Here is a 23,122-nt window from a genome sequence, read left to right on the forward strand (position 1 = left end):
GTCCAGTAGTTGAGCGGTCTCGGGTGTGTCAGTCACGGCCGAGCCAGTCGGACAGGATGTGGGCAGCGGCCACTGCATCGCGGCTTTGGCCGGCAACCGGGGTGAGGTCTGCTTCCAGGGAGGTCATGCGTTCTTCGGCCGGGTAGACAGGTAAATGATACCGGCCTTTGAGGCGGCGGCAGAAGCGTTCGGCCGCCTCGGTCATGGGCTGGCGCTGGTCATCCAGGGTCAGCGGCACGCCGACGACCAGCCCCACCGGTTGCCAAGCCGCCAGCAACTCCGCGATCTGAGACCAGCGCTGCTTGGTCTGGTTGTCGATCGTGGCAATGGGTTTGGGCTGCCTGGACACCGTATCGCCGACCGCAACACCGATTCGCAGGCTGCCGTAGTCGAACGCCAGATAAACCCCAGCGGGTCGATCCTGCAGGTGTTCGGCCGGGCTCCTGGCGGGCGAATCAGGCGTGTCCGGCATCACCGGACAGCACGGTCAGGTCGACACCCAATAGCTTGAGCGAAGCCTCCCAGCGCTCGGGGGGCGCGGTCGAAAAGAGAATTTGCCGGTCCACCGGCGTATTCAGCCAGGCGTTATGCAGCAACTCCTCCTCCAGCTGGCCGGCGTCCCAGCCCGCGTAGCCCAGGGTGATCAGGTACTCCTCGGGGCCGCTGCCCAGGCCGATGGCTTCGAGAATATCGCGCGAGGAGGTAATGGCCAGCGACTCGCTGACCTGGACGGTTGACTCCCAGGTCGTCCCAACAGAGTGCAGCACAAAGCCACGTTCCGGCTGCACCGGCCCGCCCCAGAACACCGGGTCTTGGTCAAGATCGCGCTCACAGGGGACATTCATGTGGCTTAGCATGCTGGCCACTGACAGGTCGGAGGGCCGATTGATCACGAGGCCCAGGGCGCCCTGCTCGGAGTGTTCGCACAGGAACGTGACGGTCTGCTCGAAATGCTCATCGTCAAGGCTGGGCATTGCGATCAGGAACTGGTTCTTGAGTTCACTGCCTGTCGTCATGCCCGCAGTATCACGCCGCGGCCGGGGGCACCGCAAGCAAAGTTCGGGTCGCCACCGGAATCGCGGGTGCGCCCATCTGCGGGCTCAGGTGCTCGCTGCCGGCAGGCGGTCGTGAATGCGCCCGGCCAGCCAGCCGGTCAGCGCCCCGAAGAGCAGCGCGGCCGTCAGCAGCACCGGCAGCAATGTCAGCAGCCCCGGGTGAGGAATAAACCAGCTGTAGGCCACCAGAAACTGCCCGCTCATGTGCGCGCAGGCCGCCGCGACGCCCAGGCCGATCGGGCTGAACTGCGCCAGAGGCAGTGCACGATTCCACAGTGTCAGCGCGCCCAGCGCGAGCAGGCTGGCCCCGGCACCGGCCAGGCTCAGCAAAAAAGTGGGTGTCAGAAAACTCCCGATGAGCAGACTACCGACCAGGACGCGAAGCAGCTGCACCCAGACCGCAGCTCGAAAATCGTGGCGGAGCAGCACCAGTAGAGTGATGACATTGGCCAATCCCGGCTTGATGCCGGGAATCGGCGTGGGGACGCCGGCCTCGAGGATGTGAATGACGATCGCCAGGGCGGCAAAGCCGGCAATCATGTGATCACGGCGCTGTGGATGCAGGGGCACACGTCGGGTCATTGGCTGATCCCATCGAACTCTGTCTTGGCACTTTCCAGTGACAGGCTGACGCGATTCGGCAGGCAGGCCGTTGCATCGTGCGCGGCTTGCATCCAGCCCGAGCGAATACAGACCTTACGGCGGCAGGCGGACGCGACAAACCGGATGCGGCCATCTCGGACTTCGAAATGACTGGCGCCCTGACGACCATGCACCGTGAAGCGGGCGTCCACATGCAAAGGGACGCGCAGGGGCGGCTGTTGTTCTGCACGCACCAGGGCATGCGTCGGTGGCCCGGCCGCTGGTGACCAATACTGGGCGTATAGCGCGCCGATGGCCGTCGCCAATATCAGGATGAGCGCGATATCTGCCGGCGACGGGCGACTCACGGAGCCACAGGGTCGGGTGCGAATTGCACATCGGTGAGCCACTGGGCGCGGTGTCTGAATCCCGGGGTGGCGTGGATGCGGCCGTCGGCATCGACCAGCATGGCGTACTTGAGCGCAAACTCATCGACGAGTGCATGAAACTGGTCGGGGCCACCGACAAAGAGCGCCGTGGCCAAGGCATCAGCCAGCGCCGGGTCACCATGCACCACGGTGCTGGATTGCGCCCCGGTCGAGGGCTCGCCGCTCCGCGGGTCCAGGACGTGGTGGTAGCGGCGGCCAGCATGTTCGAAATAGCGTTCGTAGTCGCCACTGGTGAACACGGATTCGCCATCTTCCAGTTCGAGGGCCACGAGCAGTCGTGGCGCCTCTTCCGGCGGTCGTGGATGGCGTACGGCAATCCGCCAGGGACGCGATTCCGCATGCCCGATCACCTGCAGGTCGCCTCCGGCATTGACCATCGCGTGTTCGATGCCGGCATCGCGCAGTTGCTGTAGTGCGGCGCCGACCGCCGCACCCTTGGCCATGGCGCCGAAATCCAACATCAGCCCGGGGGCGCCGACTTCAAGCCTGTCTGCGGTCAGCTGGGCTCGGGCCAGACGATGGGGGCGCTGGAGCGCAGCGGCCAGTTCCGCATCGGGCGGTGGTGTCTCGCGAAAGTGCTCTGGATCATCAAATCCCCAGAGCTGCACCAGAGCGCCGAGCCCTGGGTCAAAGGTGCCCTGGCTGTCGTCGGCGACGCTTTTGGCGGCCGCAAGCAAGGGTCGCAAGCCCTCGGGAACGGTCGCGCCGGGGTTGTCGGCCAGCGTCTGGTTGAGCTGCGCGAGCGCGCCGCTGCCTTGCGGGGACCAGCGTTGTTGGAACCGGTTGAGCTCGGACTCGACGCTGGAGACCAGCGTCGCCAGGTCCTCGTCTTCGCGATGTGGGGCGCGCAGCGTGATCGTGACCAGCGTGCCCATGACATAGATCTGACGCTCGAACCGCGCGTCGCCTTCCCGGCCACGCAGCACCAGCACCCCGATCATCAGCAGGATCAACCCGCCGCCGATCCAGCGTCTCATGAGCTTTCGATGGCGTCGAACAACAGGCCTGCGATGTTGATGCCGTACTGGGCATCGAGTTCGCGGACGCAGGTCGGGCTGGTGACGTTGATTTCCGTAAGGTAGTCGCCGATGACGTCCAGCCCGACAAAGCGCAGGCCATGTTGGCGCAGCGTGGGGCCCACCTGCTCGGCGATCCACCGATCCCGGTCGCTCAGCGGTCGACCCTCGCCGCGTCCGCCCGCCGCCAGGTTGGCACGGGTCTCGCCTGATTTCGGGATGCGCGCAAGACAAACATCAACAGGCTCACCATCGATCATCAGAATGCGCTTATCGCCCTCGGTCACCGCCGAGATGTAGCGCTGCGCCATAATCGCGCGTCGGCCGTTCTGCGTCAGCGTTTCCACGATGGAGCCGCGATTCGGATCATTCGCGCCCACACGAAAAATGCCGGCGCCACCCATGCCGTCCAGCGGTTTCAGAATGCAGTCTGCGTGTTCGTCAACAAACGCCTGCAGCCGCGCCATCTCCATGCTGACCAGTGTCGGTGCCGTGCAATGCGCGAATCCCGAAATCGCTAGTTTCTCGTTCCAGTTGCGCAGGCTGTCTGGGCGGTTGACCACCTGCACGCCCTCGGCTTCTGCGCGGCTGAGCACGTGTGTGGCGTATAGGAAGGCGTCTTCGACCGGCGGATCCTTGCGCATGAGCAGCACGTCCAGCTCGGCCAGCGCGGCATCCTCTGCTGCGCCCAACGTGTACCAGTCCGTGGGGTCATCACGGACCTGGAGTGACCGGCGACGCCCCATGGCGCGGCCATCGCGAATACTCAGGTCCGGGATCTCGTAGTAGTGCAGGGCATACCCGCGACGCTGAGCCTCGAGCAGCATGGCCAGCGTGGTGTCCTTGACCGGCTTGATGCTGGCGATGGGGTCCATCACCACGCCCAGTTGGCGCATGTCGATCTCTCCTGTTGCGCTGCGGTCTGGCGCAGCGTTTATTCGTCGTCCGTGCCGCTCTGGGCGATCTCGCGCGCGGCGGCCACCAGTGCCAGGCGAGCGACGACGCCGTAGGCATGAAACCGGTTGGGGCCGGCGTCGGGGTCGAGTTGCGGGTCGGGCCGCGAGGCGCCGTCGGCAAAGGGCAGCGGGTGAAATTCCATGCCCGGCGCGTTGAGACTGTCAGTTGTGTTGCGCCCGGTGTGCACCCGATAGAAGCCGCCGACGACAAAACGGTCGATCATGTACAGCACGGATTCGGCCGAGGCTTGCTGCGCGCCCCACTGTTCGCGCGTGTAAACCCCTTCCTGGATGATCGCACCCGTGACGTCCCGACCTTCCTTGCCGGAGGACATCTTGGTCCGCTGTTTGCGGTTCAGGCTGGTGACATCATCCGGCGAGCGCGCGGTCATGATGCCCATGCCATAGGTCCCGGCATCAGACTTGATCACGACGTAGGGTTCGTCAGAGATTCCGTACTCGTCGTACTTCTGTCGGATCGAGGCGAGCAACATCTCCACGTTACTGGCCAGGCACTCCTCGCCCTCCCGTTTCATGAAGTTGATTTGACCGCAGTTCCGGAAGAGCGGGTCGATCAGCCATCGATCGATTCCCACGGACTCAGCGAACTCGCCGGCCACCTGCGAGTACACCGTGAAATGTTCGGATTTGGTCCGGTGGTCCCAGCCCAGCGTCGGAGGCGGCATGATCGGCTGCTCCACGCCCGCGAGGATGTCGGGCTGTCCACTGGACAAGTCGTTGTTGAGGATGAGTCCACAGGGCGAGAAGCCTTCGACCCCCAGCTTGTTGCCTTGGCGGACGATCGGCTCCAGACGCAGCGGGCGGCCGCTATCGAGTTCGATGTCGGTTGCTGTCTTCAGGTCGGGCATAAGCGAACCGATGCGCACATCAAACCCGGCCTTGCGCATGAGTTCGACCAGGCGAGCGACGTTCTCCAGATAAAAGCGGTTACGGGTGTGGTTTTCCGGAATCACCATCAACGACCGGGCGGTCGGGCAGATGCGGTCCACCGCCGACTGCAGCGCCTGGATACACAGGGGCTCGAACTCCGGAGCGAGATTGTTAAAGCCCGCCGGGAACAGATTGGTGTCCACCGGTGCCAGCTTGTAACCCGCGTTGCGCAGGTCGACGGACGCATAAAACGGTGCAGGGGTCTGGAGCCATTGCCGACGAAACCAGGCTTCGATGTCACCCTGTTGGTTTAGGAGCTGGGATTCCAGGTGCTGCAACGGTCCGCGCAGGCTGGATTCGGTATCGGTCATCGGGTCCGGTAGCGCCATGCGACACTCCAACAAATCGGGAGCTGGATGTTACCGCAATGCAGCATCCTGGCGCGGTTCGTGCCGAGTCAGCCGGATCGATCGCCGCCCTGTCTCGGCGTGTGTGGGAAAAAATTCCTCGCTGCAGCATGGGGTTGCCCGAGCCAGGGCGTGCCGTTGAGCAGTCGAGCGGCGCCTGTCATCCAGTGCGTGCTGAAAATATGGTAAAAATCTGAACCGTGATGTGGCCGGACTGGAGCCGTCGGCACATCAGACGCATTCGGGGAGTGCGTGAGTCACGACAAGTCGGGTTGTTCGCCTGGTGGGTTCGGCGGGACGGTTCGCGACGACGCGAGCGTTCGCACCGGTCAGACGGGGAACGGAATGTCGCTGGGGGAACACGGCTTTCACGCAACTGCGACGTCGCGACGGGCGTCAGCAACCAGCACGTGGCGGCTCGGCCGCCGAACAGGGGCTTCCCTAGGGGAATAACGTGGCAGCACAAGAACAAGCACGGGGGATATCAAACGTGAAAGTCATGGTCATCGACGACAGCAAGACCATCCGGCGCACCGCGGAGACACTACTGGCGCGCGAGGGCTGCACGGTGATTACCGCCGTTGATGGCTTTGAAGCGCTTGCCAAGATCGCCGATCACCATCCTGACATCATTTTTGTCGACATCATGATGCCGAGGTTGGATGGCTACCAAGCCTGTGCCCTGATCAAGGGCAACCCCCGATTCAAGCACACCCCGGTCATCATGTTGTCGAGCAAGGATGGCTTGTTCGACCGCGCGCGCGGTCGGATTGTTGGGTCGGATCACTACCTGACCAAGCCGTTCACGCGCGATGAGTTGCTGGGCGCCGTTCGCAAGCACGCAGCTTCCGAAGCCGCGTAATGTCGTCCGACGTCTCGACGCAGTCGCCCTATGCGTTGCTGGTGTCGCTGGAGCGCAGGCTCCAGGCGGGAGCCGGCGAGGGTGGCCTGCAAGCTGTTCGTACCTGGACGGGCTTGGGTCTGCGCCTGCGAGATCAGCTGTTCGTCGCGCCGCGTGCGGACGTCCGTGAGGTCTTGCCACCGCCACGGATGACGCGCGTACCGAACGCGCCGGATTGGATGCGGGGCGTGGCCAACGTGCGCGGTGCGCTTTATCCGATTGTGGACCTGGGTCGTCTGCTGGGCGAGGACCGCTACATCTCGACTGCGGATACGCGCCTGCTACTCCTGAATGCCGAGACCGATCCGGTCGCGTTTCTGGTTGATGAAGTGTTTGGATATCGCAATTTTGAGCCCGGCGACCAACGGATGCGTGCGCTGGATGAGGCTGCACCGTCGGTGGCGCCTTATCTGCTGGGCGGGTTCGTGCGTGACGGCCAGCCGTGGCTGGCGCTGTCATTGCACCGTGCGGCCGAGGCGGGCCTGGAAGAGCAGCCCATGAGTGGGGTTGCAGCATGAGTGCGGTCATGCGGTCCGTCCGTCACGATCTGAGTAATGGCCTGCACTGGCTGCGCGGCGAACTGGAGCAAAGCCTGGCGCGGGTGCGCGATCACATCGACCAGTCCATGGAGCGTGAAGATGCTGATCTGCTGCTCCAAAAGTGTGTGGTCGAGCTGCACCAGATTCGGGGCATCGCCACGGTCATCCAGTGCTACGGTGCCGCCAATCTAGCCGATGCCATGAAGGTGACGGTGCAGGCCCTGGCCTCGGATGAAGCGGAAATTCGCGACCGCGAGGCGGCCATTACGGCATTGCTCGGCGCCTCTGTGCAGCTGAGTGATTATCTCGATCTTCTCAGCGGCGGCGAACAGGATGCCCTGCTGGTCTTCCACCCGATCATCAATGAGTTGCGGGTGTCTTGTGGTCAAGGGGTGCTGAGCGAGGCCGATCTGGTCACGCGACACATCTTCGATGCCGGGCTGGTGGAGCTGGACGCCGTCATCGACGCTTCGCGCGAGGCGCCTGCGAGCGTCTCGGCCCGCAAGCTGTTGCCGGCGCTGCACAAGGCCATGCGCGGCTGGGTGCGCGGCGAAGACCGTATCGACAGCCTCAAACGCATTGGCCGGATTACCGAGCACCTGCAGAGTCAGGCCAACGGGCCGGCCTGCCGGCTGATGATGCAGGCCGCGGCGGCGGCGGTTGAATGCCTGTTGGCATTGAAGTTGTCGGACAGCCTTGAGCTCAAGCGCCAGATGGGACAGGTCGGCGAGCTGACCAAGCGCCTGGCCATGACCGGGGAGTCGACCGATGACAGTGCAGCCATGGTGCGCGCAGCGGTCCGGCTCGGCGTGGAGGTTCATCGCTCCGGTGCCCGGTCTCACCGGGCCCGCGCCTTGATCGAGCGGCTAGAGCTGGATGACTGCCTCGTGCCGGATGCACGCATCGAGCAGTTGCGCACCCGGGTTCGTGGACCCAACACCGACGTTTTGACCCGTGTGGCCACGGAAATCCGCGAGGACTTTGCCCAGGTCAAAGATGAGATTGACCTGGCCATTCGTACCGGCCAGCGGGCGCCCGAGCAGCACGAATCGATGGCGCGCACGCTCAAGCGTGTCTCGGACACCCTGTCCATGCTCGATTTGGGCGCATTGCAGCGGGTCATCGATCACCAGGCCGACGTGCTGGACAAGCTGGCGCTAGATGCAGCTGACTCGAGCTGGATGGAGCTGGCAACGGCCTTGCTGCTGGTCGAGCACAACTTGGAAGACGCCCTGTTCGGGCATGTGCGCGCGGGCAGTGGCGAAGAGGATCGCCGCGACCCGGCCACGGTTCTGGCAGCGCCGCCGCCGGTCAAGCTGGATCACCGGGAAGGCGCTGCCGCGGCCCTGCGTGAGTCGCTGATCAATGTGTCCCAGCTCAAGGATCAGATCAGCGAGTACATCGACCGGGGTGAGCCCGGTCTGCTGGCCGATGCCAAACGGATGCTGCATCAGGTCGAATCCGCGCTGAGCCTGCTGGAGAGTGAACGGGGCGCTGGGCTGGTTGCCCGCCTACGCGAATCCATCGGTCAGGATGGGTTTCGCGATATTCGTGACGATGTGGCGCTGGCGGATCAGTTTGCCGACGCCGTGGCGTTAGCCGAGTGTTACCTGGAGGCCTTGCAGCGCCGGCAACCTCAGACCGCCCATTTGCTCGACCAGCTGGAAGCCAAGCTCGATGCGGCGGGTGCAGAGATCGAAGAGGCGGAAGAGCCGGTCACGGTCGCTGACGATGCCGCGACCGGGGGCATCCAGATTCCTGAGCCCGTCAACCCGGACGAGATTGACCCCGAGATCCGCGAAGTCTTTCTGGAAGAAGCCGTCGAGGTGCTGGAGACGTTGCGTGGTCACTTGCCCGGCTTCCTGCGTGACACCGAAAACAAGGACACGCTCGGCACCATCCGCCGCGCCTTCCACACCCTGAAGGGCAGTGGTCGCATGGTGGGTGCCAACGACATCGGTGAGTTCGGCTGGTCGGTGGAACACATGCTCAATCGCTGCCTCGAAGGCGCATTGAGCGTGACGCCAGCCGTCGTCAAGACGCTGGAGCAAGCGGTGAACGCGCTGCCTGGTGTCATCGATAATTTCCGTCAGGGCGAGCCGCTGAGTGATGAGGCGCGTGCACTGGTGGCGCAAACCGATCGCGTCGCGCGCGGGGCGCACGTCGATGAACTCGACGATGACTACGACCCAGAGATTCACCGCATTTTCCGGGAGGACGCCCGTCAGCATCTGGACACGATGCGCCAGTGGCTGGATGACGTGCCCGCCAACGAGCACGGCCGGTTCCCGGTCAGTCAGGAACTGGTCCGGGCGCTACACACCGTGACCGGCAGTGCGGCGGCGCTGTCGCTGGAGTCGGTGTCGGAGCTGGCTTCCGAGCTGGAGAATCTCTGCGAGACAGTCATGTCCGCCGGTCTGGGCTTGGGCGATACCGAGCGCACGCTGGTCTATGAGTCCATGACCGAACTGGGTGCCTGGTTGGATGCCGATGAGTCGGGCGCAGGCAGTCACCCGGGCCTGGATGCCCTGCGTGAGCGTGCCGCGCAGGCCCACCGCGAGTTGCCGGAAGACGTGCGCAAAGCCAGTGCGCGTCGGCGGCTGGTCGTGACCTTTACCGACGAGGCGGCTGAACTGCTCGATACGGTGGAGCAGGAGCTGCAAGCCTGGAAAGCCACGCCCACGGCCGAGCACCATGCCCGCAAGGTGGGCGACGCGCTGCATACGCTCAAGGGCAGTGCCAGCATGGCGGACATCGAGGACGTGCGCGAACAGGCGGCCGCCATGCGCGAGCGTGTGCTTGCCCAGGATGCGGCAGATGCCGGTGCGCCGGACGAGGCCTGGTTTGCCACCATGAACGATTCGGTGGAAACCGTTTATCAGCTGCTCGATGCGCATCGGTCTGGATTGGCCATGCCCAGTGCCGTGGCACAGGCGGCCTTGTTCGAAACCGCCGAGCCCGCGGACGATGCTGCCGAAGCGGTGGTGGGCGATCCCGCGACCGAGCCGGACAATGCCGATGCGCTGTCTGCTTCGGTGGCAGAAACCCCGGCCGCGCAAGTGTCGAGCGAATCTGCGGAGGTGGAGTCGCCGTCGCATGAGGCCACCTCGGTCGAGGTCGACGCGTCGGCGCCCGCCGAATCGGCGCTTGACGATGACGCTGCCTTCGATGCTGAGCTGGCCGCAACCTTTGCCGAAGAAGCCGGCGAGTTGCTGCAGGACATCGACCGCGCGTTCTCCAGTTTCGAAGACGATCCGCAGCGGGGCGAGCCGCTGGACGAAATCGCCCGTGCGCTGCATACCCTGAAGGGTGGCGCACGTACCGCGGGCATTGCAGCGCTCGGCACGGCAAGTCACCGACTGGAGGATGTGGTCGGTGCGATGCAGTCGGGCCAGCTCTCGCGGGATGCTGCGGTTGTCAGTCAGCTACACAACGTGGTGGACGGTTTTCACGGTCTCGTCGATCAGCTCAGCCGCGCCGAGACACTGGATGCCAGCCGTGTGCTGGATGACATCGAGGACTTGCAGCGTCTGGGCAGCCAGGCCGCGGCAACGCCCGCAGCAGACAGTGGCGATGTCCACGACGAACCCGACGTTCCGGACGGTGACGCCAGCGCTGTCGATGCGCCTGTGCAATTGTCGCCGGATGTATCGGAGTCATCGGACGGTCTGCCGTTGGTCGATGAGGGCACTGTCGCGGCGTCGACGACTGGCGATGTGGACTCGGCCAGCGACCCGATGGGGGTGGAAGAGCCGCCGATCGCGCCCCCGGAAGACGTGCTTCAAGTCACCGAGGTGGCACCGGACCCGCAGACCGCCGACCCGGCGCCAGAGGCGGCGCCGCCGTCTGATCCGGTAGAGACGCCCGCCGAAGATGCATTCGAGATCGAGCTTGATCTCTCTGAGTTCGAGTCCATGGAGATGGCGCCCGACGAAACGTCCTTGTCGGATGATCGGTCAGAGGGCGCGGTCGTACCCGAGACGCCCGAGGCATTGCAGTCCTCGGTGGAGGACGCGCTGACCTTGCCGGCGGAACCACCGGTGACCGTCGCGCCGTCTAGCAGCGAAACGGCCGCGTCGTCGGTGGCAACGGATGAGACGCCCGCGGCACCCGATGACACCGGGCTGCTGGCCGGTCTGGATCAGGAGGTGGTCGACATCTTCCTGTCCGAGGCGCGGGAGTTGCTGGATGAGATGGGGACGGCGCTGTCTGGACTGGCGGCCGCACCCGAGCGCCAGGACGACGCCATCGCCAGCGTCCGTCGCTGCCTGCATACCCTGAAGGGCAGCGCGCGCATGGCCGGCCTCGACGCGCTGGGTGAACAAACCCATGTGCTCGAAACGGAGCTGGAGGCGCAACTGCCTGGTGGACAGTTCACGCCCCAATGGCTGCGTGATGCCGAGACGGGGGTGGAGCAGCTGGCTGTCGCCACCGACGAGGTCGAGCGAATCTTCCGGGGCCAGGCGCCAGCCACGGCACTGGTGACTCCGCTCGCTGACGAGCCGCCGTTGCCCGAACCCGCACCGGAGCAGGTTCAAGCTGCCGCGCCCGTGGCGGTCGATGACCCGCTGCCGGCTAATGAAGAGCGGGTCGTTAGTGAGCAGGATCTGCTGATCGACGACGGTGAGGATGTCTCCGAGGTGGCGGCCACCACCGAAGACGCGGAACCCGACCCCGTTGAGCCCGTCGAGGTTCGCGAGTGGGATGAGCGGCTGTTCTGGACGCCGGATACGCAGCAGGATCAGGCCAGCCTGGTTCGGCGCGAAACCGCGCGCGTCACCGTCGAGCAACTCGACACCATGCTCAATCAGGCGGGCGAGGTTGGGATTTTTCATTCGCGGCTGGAGGCGCAGTCCACCAGCCAGGCGGCGCAGCTCAACGAACTGCAGCAGACCATCACCCGCGCAAGGGCCCAGCTGCGGCAGATGGACCTGGAAACCGATGCCCAGATCCAGGCCCGCCAGCAGGGTCGCGCCGACCAGAACCCGGACCGCTACGAAGACGAATTCGATCCGTTGGAGATGGACCGCTACACGCGCATGCAGGAATTGTCGCGCGCGTTGAACGAGTCGGTGGCCGACCTCGAGAACATCCACGAAACCCTGTCCGAGCAGGTGGCCGAGGCCGACGGCATGCTGCGGCACCAGGGGCAGATCAATACCTCGCTGCAGCAGGGCTTGATGAGTACGCTGATGGTGCCGTTTTCGCGCCAGGTTCAGCGGCTGCAGCGCGTGGTCCGGCAGACGGCCAGCGAGTTCGGCCGGGCCGTGGTTGCGGAGTTCGAGGGGATCGAGAGCGAGATGGACCGGAACGTGCTCGAACGCATGACCGGCCCGCTGGAGCATTTGTTGCGCAATGCCGTGTATCACGGCATCGAATCCCCGGAAGACCGCCTCGCAGCCGGCAAGTCGGAGACCGGTCGGATTGATGTGCGCCTGCGCCGCGAAGGAACCCAGCTGGTCATGGAGGTCGCCGATGATGGCCGCGGCCTCGACCTGCTGAAAATCCGAGGCAAGGCCATCGAGCGTGGCTTGCTCAGTCCCACGGCCGAGCCCTCGGACGAGGCAGTGGCGCAGTTCATCTTCGAGCCGGGGTTCTCGACCGCGGATGCGCTGAGTCAGGTGGCGGGACGCGGCGTCGGCATGGACGTGGTCGGCGCTGAGGTCAAACACCTGGGTGGGTCGGTCGATGTCCGATCCGAGCTGGGCAAGGGCGTGCGGTTCCTGATTCGCCTCCCGCTGTCACTGGCCATTAGCCGGGCCCTGCTGATGTCCGTGGGGGAGGAAACCTACGCGGTGCCCATAGGCGGCGTGCAAGGCATCGGTCGTTTGCCTGCCGACGATCTGGCCAGCATGGCGGCCAGTGAAACGCCGGCATTCCAGTACGGCGGCGAGCATTACGCCGTGCGCTACGTCGGCAGTTTGTTGGGTCTGCCCACGCCGGACAGCTTCGAGGCACGAAACCTGCCGGTTATTCTGACCGCCTACACCGAGGGCCTGGGCGGCGAAGAGCGCCGCGTGGCGCTGGTTTGCGACCAGGTGTTGGGCAACCGCGAAATCGTGTCCAAGCAGGTGGGGCCGCAGGTCGGTGCCATTGAGGGCATGGCCGGCGCGACCATCATGCCGGATGGTGAGGTGGTGCTGATTCTGGACCTATCGGCTCTGCTACGGGCCGACGCGCAATGCGCCACGCTGGCGCCGCGCACTGCCGAGTCCAACGTGGCCCCGACCGACAGCCCCCACGAGTTGACCGTCATGGTGGTCGACGACTCCATCACGATGCGCCGGGTGGCCGAGCGACTGCTGGGTCGCAATGGTTACCAGGTCACCACGGCCAAGGATGGCATGGATGCGATGGCTCAACTGCAATCCGAGCGCCCCGACGTCATGTTGTTGGATATCGAAATGCCTCGGGTCGACGGTTTTGAAGTCGCGACCTATGTGCGCAACACGCCGGAACTGTCGTCGCTGCCAATTATCATGATCACGTCGCGTTCCGGCGATAAGCATCGTGAGCGAGCCGCCCGTATTGGCGTGAATCGCTATTTGATCAAGCCGTACCAGGAAGCCCAGCTGCTCGGTGAGATCGAGTCTGTTCTGGCCGATTCGCAGGAACCTCGCCATGGATGAAGCATTGCCTGATCAGGTCTACGGTGCGCTGGTCGCGCTGAACGGTGAGACCTGGCTGCTGCCGAACGCCGCCATTGCCGATGTCCTGGCCTTCGATAACGTCGAGCTCAACACGGGCTCACCTGATTGGTTGTTCGGTTTTGTGGATTGGCGTGATCGCCGTCTGCCGCTGGTCGCCGCGGAAGGACTGCTGGGCCTGCCGATTCCTGAGCGCATGCCCAGGGCGCGTCTGCTGGTCATCAACACGGTGACCGATCAGGTCCAGGCGGGTCAGTACGTGCTGGTGGCGCAAGGTTATCCGCAGCTCGTCACCGTCAACGAGCGGGCTGTCCAGCAGGATTGGACGGACGGGCTACCCGAGCGGGCCAATACCGCTGCGCGGGTTCGCATCGGTACGAACACCGCGCTGATTCCCGACCTGGATCGCATCGAGGGCAAAATTGCCAGCGCCTTGGTCCGGGTCGAGGCCAGCACCTTGGATCCGGTGGAGCTGCCGGCGCTGCTTAGCTAGCCGACGCGAAGTCTCCGCACCGTGCCTGGAGCACGGCGATGAGGGCCGGGCCAGCGGTTTCGGTCCGCAGTATGCGGGGGCCCATCCGGATGCCTTGCCAGCCCAGCGATTGCGCGGCGGTTAGTTCCCGATCGCTGAATCCACCTTCGGGGCCGACGGCCACCGCGTAAGCGCTTGCCGGCGGCTCGGCACCCGCTACCCGGTCGGCTGTCGGGTCCAGGAGCAGGCAGACCCGTCCATCGGGAGCAGGCAGTGGCCAGGCTTGCGGTGGCAGAACAGTCGGCACACTGGCGCGGCCGCATTGCTCGGCGGCGGCAATGGCGACGCGCTGCCAGTGCTGGAGCTTTTTGCCCAGCCGGTCGCCGCTTAATCGCACATCCACCCGCTCGGTTTGCAGTAGCTGGATACGCGTGACCCCAAGCTCCGTGGCTTTCTGGATGGCATAGTCCAGCCGCTCGCCCTTGCTCACGGCCTGATAAAGCGTGATGTCCAGCGGTGAGTCCGGCAAAGGCGTGAGTGCTTGGTCGCATGTCACCGTTGCGCTGCGCTTGCTCACGGTTGTCAGCGTGGCCTCGAACTCCTGCCCCTGTCCATTGAAGAGCCGAAGGCGGCTACCAGGCGGGCTGCGCAACACCCGGACCAGGTGATGCGCGACATCTGAAGGCAATTCGAACGCCCCGCCGGCGGCCAGGGGCAGGTCCACATAAAAGCGGGAAATGCGCATGTCTAATCCCGCACCGCCAGGTCGATACCACGGATGGCCGCCCCGACCATTTGTTCGATTTCGTCCTGATTAATGACATAAGGCGGCATGAAATAGACCACATCGCCAAGCGGTCGCAGCAGCACACCCTCGGTGAGCGCGTGGCGGTGGATCCGTCGGCCTCGGCGCTGCGTCCAGTCGAACGGCGTCTTGGTTGCACGGTCCTGCACCAGTTCGATGGCCATGATCATGCCGTGGCGGCGGATGTCGCCGACATGGGGGTGGTCCCGCAGCGGCGCAGCGGCTGCTTCCATCGCAGCCCCCTTGGCGCGGACGTCGGCGAGCACGTCGCTGGCCCGGAACAGCGACAACGTGGCCAGCGCTGCGCGGCATGCCAGAGCGCTACCGGTATAGCTATGCGAATGCAGGAAGGCTTTCATCGTTGGGTAGTCATCGTAGAAGGCCTGATAAATGGCCTCCGAGGTCATGACCACCGACAACGGCAAGGTACCGCCGGTAATGCCCTTGGACAGACACATGAAGTCCGGGGCGATGTCGGCCTGCTCGCAGGCGAACAGCGTACCGGTGCGGCCGAAGCCGACGGCGATTTCATCGGCAATCAGATGGATGTTGTAGCGGTCGCAGGCTTCGCGCAGCAGCTTGAGATATACGGGGTGATACATGCGCATCGACCCGGCGCATTGAACCAGCGGTTCAACGATCACGGCCGATGCGCTGTGGGCATGCTCGGCCAGTGTGGCTTCCATGGCCGCGAAGGCCGCCCGTGAATGCGCCTCCCAGGACACGCCCTCGGCGCGCTCGTAGCAATCGGGGCCCGGGACGACGATGTTGTCCAGCAGCAAGGGGCCGTAAGTGGATTTGTACAAAGGCACGTCACCGACCGCCAACGCGCCCAATGTTTCGCCGTGATAGCTGTTGGACAACGAGATGAACCGGGGCCGCGTCTGGCCCTGATGCAGCCAGTAGTGGAAGCTCATCTTCAGCGCAGCCTCGACCGCAGCCGAGCCGTTGTCGGCGTAGAAGCAACGGGTGAGCGGGTCGGGGACGAGCTGCGCCAACTGCTCGGCGAGTTCCACGGCCGGGCCATGGGTCATGCCGGCCAGCATGATGTGATCCAGCGTGTCGATCTGGTCCTTCAGCGCCTCGGCGATGACGGGATGACTATGACCGAACAGGTTGACCCACCAGGAGCTCACCGCATCGATGTAGCGACGACCGTTGAAGTCCTCCAGCCAGACCCCGCGCGCCGAGCGCAGCGGCAGCGGTGGCAGGCTTTCGTGATCCTTCATCTGCGTGCAGGGGTGCCAGACGTGGGCGAGGTCGCGCTCGGCCCATTGCGTGTTGTGATCCGTCGAAGTCATCGAATACTTGATCTTGGTAGGAGTGGGGCGGACCCGGCGTGTTCCGGCGGGCCTGGCTACAGCGTCTTGATGAACACCTTCGAATTGCGCTGCAGGTTGTACAAGGCCTGCTTCTGGACAGGCAGGGAACTGACATCGGCCTGGGTGAATCCATGCTCGACGAACCAGTGCGGCGTATGGGTGGTCAGGGCCATGACACGCTCCAGCCCCTCGCTGCGTGCGCGTTCTTCGGCCTGGCGTAGCAGCATGTCGGCGCGGCCCTCTCGCTGGTAATCCGGGTGCACCACAATGCAGGCGATCTCGCCCATCCGCTCCTCGGGGTAGGGCATGAGCGCGCAGCAGCCAATCACCATGTTGTCCCGTGTCATGACCAGGAAATGGTGGATGTCCAGCTCGAGTTGCTCGCGGGAGCGCGGCACCAGCACGCCCCGCCGTTCCAGCGGTTCGATGAGCTGAAGAATGCCCCCCACGTCATCGATCCGCGCGGGTCGGGCGGCATCGTAACCATCGGCCGCGATCATGCGGCCGATGCCATCTCGGGTGTAGAGCTCCGTCAGCAGGGCACCATCGGACTGGGCGCTGACGACATGCACCCGCGGCACGCCCGCTTCTGCGGCCTCCACCGCCGCGCGAAACAGCGCATCATCCGGGGTGTGTGCCAACTGTTCCCGGGCGGTTGCCAACGACCACTGATTGGGTGTCGCAGCCGAAGGTTCCGGGTGCAGGTAGACCAGCTTGTCGGCGCGAAGTGCGACAGCAGCCTTAAGCGCGACCTCCTCGGCCAGCAGATTGAACGCCTCACCGGTGGGTGAGTAGCCGGCCGGAGACAACAGTGCGATCGCGCCGCGATCCAGGGCGGCCTGGATGGGGGCGACGTTGATGCGACGGACCTCGCCGGTGTGTTGAAAGTCCACGCCCTGACGGATACCGACCGGGCGGGCCACGACCCAGTTGCCGCCCGTCACCTCGATTCGGGCACCGCCCATGGGTGAGCTGGCCACTCCGGTGGACAGCAGCGCTTCCAGCTCCATGCGCACGGCGCCCACGGCGGCTGCCACGCTGGTCATGGCTGCGGTGGAGGTGACCCGAAGGCCATCCACGACCTCGCAGTGGCATTGCTCGGCTTGCAGGCGGGCCTCGATCTGGGGTCTGGCTCCGTGGACCAACACGATGCGGACACCGAGGCTGCGGAGCAGGGCGATGTCGTAGATCAGTGCGCGACGGCCCTCACGCAGCAACGCCTCGCCCGGAATGCTCAACACGAATGTCCGTCCGTGGTGGGCGTGAACATAAGGCGCAAACTCGCGCAGTGCTTCCACCAGAGGGTGCTGGCTCATGCCGGTCATTCCTTTGCGGGCCGTGGATTCCTTGCCTGACACCGGATGCCTAGGTCACTGCCAAGCCTAGCCCAGCGCATCGGTCAGCGGCAGTGTCGGTTAGTGCGATGCTGCCGGGTCGACACAGAAGCGATGGATCAAGCCGGCGAGCAGGTCGATGGTCGGCTCCACGCGGTCCAGTCGCAAGTACTCATCCGGTTGGTGGGCGCAGTCGATATCGCCCGGTCCCAGAATCACGGTGTCCATGCCCAGGGCGCCGAAGTAGCCCGCCTCCGTGGCGAAATCCACGGCGCCAGCGGTATCGCCGGTCATGCGTTCGACCGCCTGGCAGATCGCGGCCGTGGCTTCGCAACCATGAGCGGGTGTGCCATCAAACAACGGCCGGACCTCGACGCCAAAGGCGGTATCGGCCACGGCGCTTCGAACCGCGCCGTGAATACGCTGCCGCAGCGCTTCAATGGGCATGCCGGGCAGAAAACGAAGATCGATGTGGAGCTCGCAGCGCGCCGGGATGCGGTTCGGCGCATCGCCCCCGCAGACGTGTCCGATATTCAGCGTGGGGTGATTCACAGCGAATAGCGGGTCGTTGTACTCGGCTCGCAGCGCGGCCTGTAAGGACTGCAGGGCCGCAATCACCCGGGCCATGCCTTCGATGGCGTTGGCACCCCCGGCCGGGTTGCTGGAATGACCGGCCTGTCCGGTCACCTGAATGGCCTCCATCAAAATGCCCTTGTGTGCCCGAATCGGTCGCATGCCGGTGGGTTCGCCGATGACGGCCTGCCGCGCACGTGGGCGGCCCAGCTCCAGCAGGCGTTGCGCGCCTTCCATACCGGTTTCCTCGTCCGCGGTGCCCAGCAGGATGAGCGGTTCGCGTAGCTGGTCCGCCTGGAACCGCGCAGCCGCCGTCGCCGCCAGGGCCAGAAAGCCCTTCATATCCGTGCTCCCTAACCCGTAGAGTCGGCCGTCACGGACGGTGCCGGTGAACGGATCGGTCGTCCACGCGCCCTCGTCGTAGGGCACGGTGTCCAGATGGCCCGCAAGGACCAGCCCCCCATCTCCGCTCCCCAGGGTTGCGACCAGGTTGCACTTGTCCGGCTGGCGCGGCAGCGGCATCAGCTCGCAACGAAACCCCAGCGGTTCCAGCCAGCTGGCCATTTGTTCGGCGGCCGGGCGGTTGCTTTGATCCAGCGCCGCCTGGGCACTGGAGATACTGGGCAGGGCAATGAGCGATTGCATCATGGCCAGCGGGGAGGGCAGTCGGTTCACGGCGCAGTTCGTTAGGGGCAGACCGCGTTATCATAACGGGTCATCTTTCGAAGCCTTGCCATGACCGACATCGATTACGACAGCCTGGAGCAGGCGCTCTCTGGTTTGGGAATCCACCAGCCGGGGGCCGAGTATCACGGCACGCTGGCCGGGATGATTGCCGCCGGTATCGAGCCGCCCGTTGACCTGGGCATCGCCGCTGAACTGAGCCAGGGGGCGGGTGCAGATGCGGCGCGCAGCGTGCTGGAGCAGTTGCGTGGCGATACCGCCCATGATTTTGTCGATGCCGACATGGGGTTCGCGCCCATGTTGCCGGACGATTCGGCGTCACTGGCCGATCGCGTCCAGTCGCTTGCGCTTTGGTGTCAGGGCTTTCTGTTCGGTGCCGCCTCGCTACCGGGGTTCTCCATCGAGGCCTTGTCTGACGACGCCAAAGAGGTGGTCAAGGATTTCAGCGAGATCGCCCAGGCAGGCAACATTGAGGAGAGCGAGTCCGAGGAGACCGCCTACGCCGAATTAATCGAGTATGTGCGGGTCGGCGCTCAGATGCTGTTCTTCGAACTCCACGAACAATCGGATTCCGAGCGCGAACAGGAATCCATCCACTAGGACCGTCCCATGGCTGCATTCGATGCTCCCCAGGGCGCTGCGACCACGCAGGCGCCGTCTATCTCCGCTGACGAGTTCACCGCCCGGCGACGTGCATTAATGGATGCCGCCGGTCCCGACGCCGTCATCATCGTGCCGTCGGCCTCCGAACAGGTGCGTAACCGTGACGTGCACTACCCCTTCCGCCAGGACAGTGACTTTCGCTACCTGACCGGGTTCAACGAGCCCGATGCGGTGGCCGTGCTGGCGCCGGGTCACGACGACGGTGAATTCCATGTCTTCTGTCGCCCGCGCGATCGCGAGCGAGAAATCTGGGATGGCCTGCGCGCCGGGCCCGAGGGCGTCAAGGCCCGTCATGGGGCTGACCAGGGTCATCCCCTGGATGCATTGGACACGGTGATCGCTCGGCTGCTGCGGGGGCGGTCGCGCATCGTCTACACACTGGGGCTGTCGACCGCCTGGGATCAGCGGGTCCTGGGCTGGGTGAACAGCTTGCGCGCGGCCAGCCGGCGCGGGCCGGCGGCCCCCGAGTCGATCATCAGCTTGGAGGCGACCCTGCATGAGCAGCGGCTGATCAAGTCGACGGGCGAACTGGCGATGATGGCCCATGCATCGCGCGTCTCGGCAGAGGCGCATTGCCGCGCCATGCGCGTCTGCAAGCCGGGCATGACCGAGTACCAGGTCGCCGCCGAGATTCACCACAGCTTTGCGATGGCGCGAATGGAGCCGGCCTACGAATCGATCGTCGGCGGGGGTGCCAACGCCTGCATCCTGCATTACCGCGAAAACGACGCGGTACTTGGCGATGGTGACCTGCTGTTAATCGACGCGGGTGCCGAGTACGACGGCTACTGTGCCGACATCACCCGCACCTTTCCGGTCAATGGACGGTTTACCGGCGAACAGCGGGCGATTTACGACATCGTGTTGGACGCGCAGCTCGCCTCCATCGACGCCGTACGCGTCGGTAAGCGGCATCAGGATGATGTGCACATGGCCTCGGTCCGGACCATCACGCAGGGCTTGGTCGATCTCGGCCTGCTGACCGGCGCGGTGGATGCCCTGATTGAGGATGAGGCCTACAAGACTTACTTCATGCATGGCACCGGCCATTGGATCGGCATGGACGTGCATGACGTGGGCGCTTACTACGACGACGGCCAGTCCCGGCAGCTGGCGGCCGGCATGGTGTTGACGGTCGAGCCCGGCATTTATGTGGCGGCCGGTACCTCCGGCGCCGATGAGCGCTTCTGGAACATCGGCGTGCGGATTGAGGACGATGTGGTCGTCACCGAGGGTGAGCCACGCATCCTGACCGACGCCGTGCCGAAGCGGGCCGAGGATGTCGAAGCCCTGATGGCGGGCTGAAGCCCTCAGCGCTGTGAGCGACGTCTACGATGTGATTATTGCCGGTGGCGGCATGGTCGGAGCCAGCCTCGCCGTAGCGCTGGCCGACCTGCCGCTGCGTGTGGCAATGGTCGAGCCCCTGGCTCTCGGCAGCGATGCCCAGCCCAGTTTCGATGAACGCACGATTGCGCTGAATGCGGCGTCCCAGGCGATTTTCGAAACCTTGGGCGTCTGGCCGGACATGGCTGCCGAAGCGGCGGCCATGCGTTCAATCCATATCTCAGACCAAGGCCGTTTTGGCGTGACGCGGATGCAGGCCGAAGACTACGGCCTGCCCGCCCTGGGGCAGGTGGTGCCAACCCGCACGGTGGGGCATGCCTTGTTCCGGCGTGTTGAGCAGGCCGAGCAGATCGACTTTCTCTGCCCGGCGCGTGTGCAGACGCTGGATACGGGCGATGCCGATCAGGTCCGGGTCACACTGGATGATGGGCGGCAATTGGCTGCGCGCCTGCTGGTCGGCGCGGACGGCGCACGATCGCAGGTGCGTCAGGCCCTGGGCATTGAAGCGGCCATTGATGATTACCAGGCCAAGGCCATCGTCAGCAGTGTGGCCAGCCAGCGGCCCATGGACGGTCGTGCCTTCGAACGCTTCACCGCCACCGGCCCCATTGCGCTCTTGCCGGGGCCGCAGCAACGCAGCGTGCTGGTCTGGACCCAACCCACGGCGGCGGCCGAGGCTCTGCTCGAACTGGATGACAACGCCTTTCTTGCGCGGCTGAACGCCGGCTTCGGTCGCCGGCTGGGTCGGCTGACCGCATTGGGGCGGCGTCAGGCCTATCCGCTATACCGTGTACTGGCACGGCAGATCGTCGGTCCCCGGTCGGTACTCATCGGCAATGCGGCCAACAATCTGCACCCGGTCGCGGGTCAAGGATTCAACCTGGGGCTGCGTGATGCGGCGACGTTGGCGGAGTCCCTGGCCGATGCCCTGGCCTGCGGTCAGGACATCGGCGGCGGCCAGCGACTGTCGGCTTATGCCCAGCGCCGCGAGGCGGATCGTCAGGCCACTGCCGGCATGACGCACGGGCTCATCCAAGTCTTTTCCAACCGCACGCCGGGCTTGCGCACCGGGCGGAACCTGGGCTTGCTGGCCACGGATTTACTCCCCGGACTCAAGCGACGTATGGCCGTGCGATCCACGGGATTTGCGGGGCGTCCGCCTCGTCTGGCGCGTGGCCTGCCGGTGCAGACGCCCGAGCCGCAGCGTGGGCAGGGCGTATGAGCGCTCGAACGGATCTGCTGGTGGTCGGGGCGGGGGCCGTCGGTGCGACGGCGGCCCTGGCGCTGCGGCGACTCGGCTACACGGTGCAGGTGCTGGACGCAGGGGCGCCGGTGCATGCGCCTGAAGACAGCACGGTTGATGCACGCGTGTTTGCGTTGTCGCCTGCCTCGATCACCTGGCTGCAGACGTTGGGGCTTTGGCCGGAGATCGCGGCGCGGGCACAGGACTACGGCGGCATGCGCGTCTGGGACGCGGTGTCGGGTTCCGATATCGCTTTCGATGCGGCCAGTCTGGGGTTGCCGCGACTGGGAGCCATCGTCGAGAACCAGGCCATCGTGGCCGCCGCGCAGGCTGGGCTGGACGATGTCCGTTACGAAACACGGCTCGCTGGCCTGGAAGAGCAGGACGCCGGCGTGCGTGTGCAGTGCGAAGACGGCGCCGTTTTCGAGGCTCGCTATGCACTGCTGGCCGATGGTGCGGGCTCGCCCGGTCGGTCTGCACTGGGCATTCGCACGACGGGCCGTGACTATGGCGGTCGCGCGGTGGTCTGCCATGTGCAGGCGGAGTGCGGCCATGACCAGACCGCCTGGCAACGCTTCTTGCCCAATGGCCCGGTCGCCTTATTGCCGTTGTTCGATGGCCGCGTATCGGTGGTCTGGTCGACCACAACCGCCGAGGCCACATCACTGCTCCAGCTGGACGATTCCGCCTTTGCCGCGGCACTCACCGAGGCCACCGCGGGGCGGCTAGGTGCATGCACGCAACCGACGGCTCGACTGGCGTTTGCGCTGCGGCGGCAGACCGCCGACCGGTTTACGACCGCGCGCTGCGTGTTGTTGGGGGACGCGGCCCACGTGGTCCATCCACTGGCGGGGCAGGGTGTCAATCTCGGATTCGACGATGCGCGCGCCCTGGTCAAGGTCATGGGCGACAAAGAGGCCGGCCTGAAGCCAGTTGCACGCCGCCGATACGAACGCCAGCGCCGCGCAGAGATCACCCGCATGAGCCTGGGCATCGATGCATTGGATCGATTGTTCTCGACATCGAACCCCGCACTGGCGGCATTACGCGGGGCCGGCTTGCATGCCGTCGACGTGCTGGGGCCGGTCAAGCGGCAGTTCGCTGAGGCGGCCCTCGGCGCAGGCTAATCCGCCGGTGCCGGCTGGCTCGATCACGTCGCTGATCGGTCACAGATTGGCCCTGCCGGGATCACGCAGGTAAACTCCGCGGTTCGACGATGACCCTGCGGGAGAGCGTCAC

19 protein-coding genes are annotated in these 23,122 nt (G+C 65.1%); 8 read left to right on the forward strand and 11 right to left on the reverse strand.

The genetic code is table 11. The annotated features are described in order from the left end of the window. Positions 1 to 28 precede the first annotated feature (28 nt). The 7 genes from ruvX to gshA form a co-directional block, all read right to left on the reverse strand. Entirely contained in the window at positions 29 to 472 is a 444-nt protein-coding gene (gene ruvX, locus DEH80_RS12940; protein WP_109720923.1) for a Holliday junction resolvase RuvX, read from the reverse strand. Then, positions 456 to 1,016: a YqgE/AlgH family protein gene (locus DEH80_RS12945; RefSeq protein WP_109720924.1), complete on the reverse strand. Its 561-nt coding sequence runs from the start codon at positions 1,014 to 1,016 to the stop codon at positions 456 to 458. Before DEH80_RS12945 ends, ruvX begins: the two co-directional genes overlap by 17 nt. Positions 1,017 to 1,100: 84 nt before the next feature. Beyond that, positions 1,101 to 1,637 carry a Gx transporter family protein gene (locus DEH80_RS12950; RefSeq protein WP_109720925.1) on the reverse strand — a complete coding sequence of 179 codons (537 nt, stop codon included), beginning with the start codon at positions 1,635 to 1,637 and terminating at the stop codon, positions 1,101 to 1,103. Further along, entirely contained in the window at positions 1,634 to 2,005 is a 372-nt protein-coding gene (locus DEH80_RS12955) for a NusG domain II-containing protein (RefSeq protein WP_165831463.1), read from the reverse strand. The genes DEH80_RS12950 and DEH80_RS12955 overlap by 4 nt, the downstream gene beginning before the upstream one ends. Then, positions 2,002 to 3,063, reverse strand: a complete 1,062-nt coding sequence (locus tag DEH80_RS12960; protein WP_109720927.1) for an FAD:protein FMN transferase — start codon at positions 3,061 to 3,063, stop codon at positions 2,002 to 2,004. The genes DEH80_RS12955 and DEH80_RS12960 overlap by 4 nt, the downstream gene beginning before the upstream one ends. Then, positions 3,060 to 3,998: a glutathione synthase gene (gene gshB, locus DEH80_RS12965; protein ID WP_109720928.1), complete on the reverse strand. Its 939-nt coding sequence runs from the start codon at positions 3,996 to 3,998 to the stop codon at positions 3,060 to 3,062. The genes DEH80_RS12960 and gshB overlap by 4 nt, the downstream gene beginning before the upstream one ends. Positions 3,999 to 4,036: 38 nt before the next feature. After that, complete coding sequence (gene gshA / locus DEH80_RS12970; RefSeq protein ID WP_207774595.1) at positions 4,037 to 5,338, reverse strand: glutamate--cysteine ligase; 1,302 nt, start codon at positions 5,336 to 5,338, stop codon at positions 4,037 to 4,039. Between the two features lie 517 nt (positions 5,339 to 5,855). On the opposite strand from gshA, the gene pilG reads away from it, so the two are divergent. From pilG to DEH80_RS12990, 4 genes are read left to right on the forward strand one after another with little or no spacing between them, the layout of a single operon-like run. Further along, positions 5,856 to 6,218, forward strand: a complete 363-nt coding sequence (pilG, locus tag DEH80_RS12975) for a twitching motility response regulator PilG (protein ID WP_109720929.1) — start codon at positions 5,856 to 5,858, stop codon at positions 6,216 to 6,218. Next, complete coding sequence (locus DEH80_RS12980; protein WP_109720930.1) at positions 6,218 to 6,775, forward strand: chemotaxis protein CheW; 558 nt, start codon at positions 6,218 to 6,220, stop codon at positions 6,773 to 6,775. Before pilG ends, DEH80_RS12980 begins: the two co-directional genes overlap by 1 nt. Before the next feature lie 8 nt (positions 6,776 to 6,783). Beyond that, the gene (locus DEH80_RS12985) at positions 6,784 to 13,425 is read left to right on the forward strand and encodes a hybrid sensor histidine kinase/response regulator (RefSeq protein WP_165831464.1); all 6,642 of its coding nucleotides are present in this window, start codon (positions 6,784 to 6,786) and stop codon (positions 13,423 to 13,425) included. Beyond that, positions 13,418 to 13,936: a chemotaxis protein CheW gene (locus DEH80_RS12990; protein ID WP_109720932.1), complete on the forward strand. Its 519-nt coding sequence runs from the start codon at positions 13,418 to 13,420 to the stop codon at positions 13,934 to 13,936. Before DEH80_RS12985 ends, DEH80_RS12990 begins: the two co-directional genes overlap by 8 nt. Here DEH80_RS12990 and DEH80_RS12995 read toward each other — a convergent pair. The 4 genes from DEH80_RS12995 to argE form a co-directional block, all read right to left on the reverse strand. Next, on the reverse strand, positions 13,929 to 14,660 hold the full coding sequence (locus DEH80_RS12995; RefSeq protein ID WP_109720933.1) for a 16S rRNA (uracil(1498)-N(3))-methyltransferase: 732 nt from the start codon (positions 14,658 to 14,660) through the stop codon (positions 13,929 to 13,931). The two genes, DEH80_RS12990 and DEH80_RS12995, sit on opposite strands and share 8 nt — an antisense overlap. A gap of 2 nt (positions 14,661 to 14,662) precedes the next feature. Continuing rightward, complete coding sequence (locus DEH80_RS13000; protein WP_109720934.1) at positions 14,663 to 16,021, reverse strand: adenosylmethionine--8-amino-7-oxononanoate transaminase; 1,359 nt, start codon at positions 16,019 to 16,021, stop codon at positions 14,663 to 14,665. A gap of 56 nt (positions 16,022 to 16,077) precedes the next feature. Then, a complete protein-coding gene (gene argA / locus DEH80_RS13005; RefSeq protein WP_109720967.1) occupies positions 16,078 to 17,358 on the reverse strand; it encodes an amino-acid N-acetyltransferase in 1,281 nt (426 codons plus the stop codon). A 99-nt stretch (positions 17,359 to 17,457) separates the two neighbouring features. Then, positions 17,458 to 18,624, reverse strand: coding sequence for an acetylornithine deacetylase (gene argE, locus DEH80_RS13010; RefSeq protein WP_109720935.1), 1,167 nt, complete (start codon positions 18,622 to 18,624; stop codon positions 17,458 to 17,460). A gap of 60 nt (positions 18,625 to 18,684) precedes the next feature. Between argE and DEH80_RS13015 the strand changes: the two genes are divergently transcribed. The 4 genes from DEH80_RS13015 to DEH80_RS13030 are packed head-to-tail and all read left to right on the forward strand — an operon-like array spanning position 18,685 to position 23,010. Continuing rightward, positions 18,685 to 19,233: a UPF0149 family protein gene (locus DEH80_RS13015; RefSeq protein ID WP_109720936.1), complete on the forward strand. Its 549-nt coding sequence runs from the start codon at positions 18,685 to 18,687 to the stop codon at positions 19,231 to 19,233. Positions 19,234 to 19,242: 9 nt separating this feature from the next. Continuing rightward, positions 19,243 to 20,601 carry an aminopeptidase P N-terminal domain-containing protein gene (locus DEH80_RS13020; RefSeq protein WP_109720937.1) on the forward strand — a complete coding sequence of 453 codons (1,359 nt, stop codon included), beginning with the start codon at positions 19,243 to 19,245 and terminating at the stop codon, positions 20,599 to 20,601. Positions 20,602 to 20,614: 13 nt separating this feature from the next. After that, positions 20,615 to 21,862 (forward strand): 2-octaprenyl-6-methoxyphenyl hydroxylase, encoded by a 1,248-nt coding sequence (ubiH, locus tag DEH80_RS13025; protein ID WP_207774596.1) that lies wholly within the window; start codon positions 20,615 to 20,617, stop codon positions 21,860 to 21,862. Then, positions 21,859 to 23,010 carry an FAD-dependent monooxygenase gene (locus DEH80_RS13030; RefSeq protein WP_109720938.1) on the forward strand — a complete coding sequence of 384 codons (1,152 nt, stop codon included), beginning with the start codon at positions 21,859 to 21,861 and terminating at the stop codon, positions 23,008 to 23,010. Before ubiH ends, DEH80_RS13030 begins: the two co-directional genes overlap by 4 nt. The last annotated feature ends 112 nt before the right edge of the window (positions 23,011 to 23,122 follow it).

Source organism: Abyssibacter profundi (assembly GCF_003151135.1).
Classification (GTDB): Bacteria; Pseudomonadota; Gammaproteobacteria; order Nevskiales; family OUC007; genus Abyssibacter; species Abyssibacter profundi.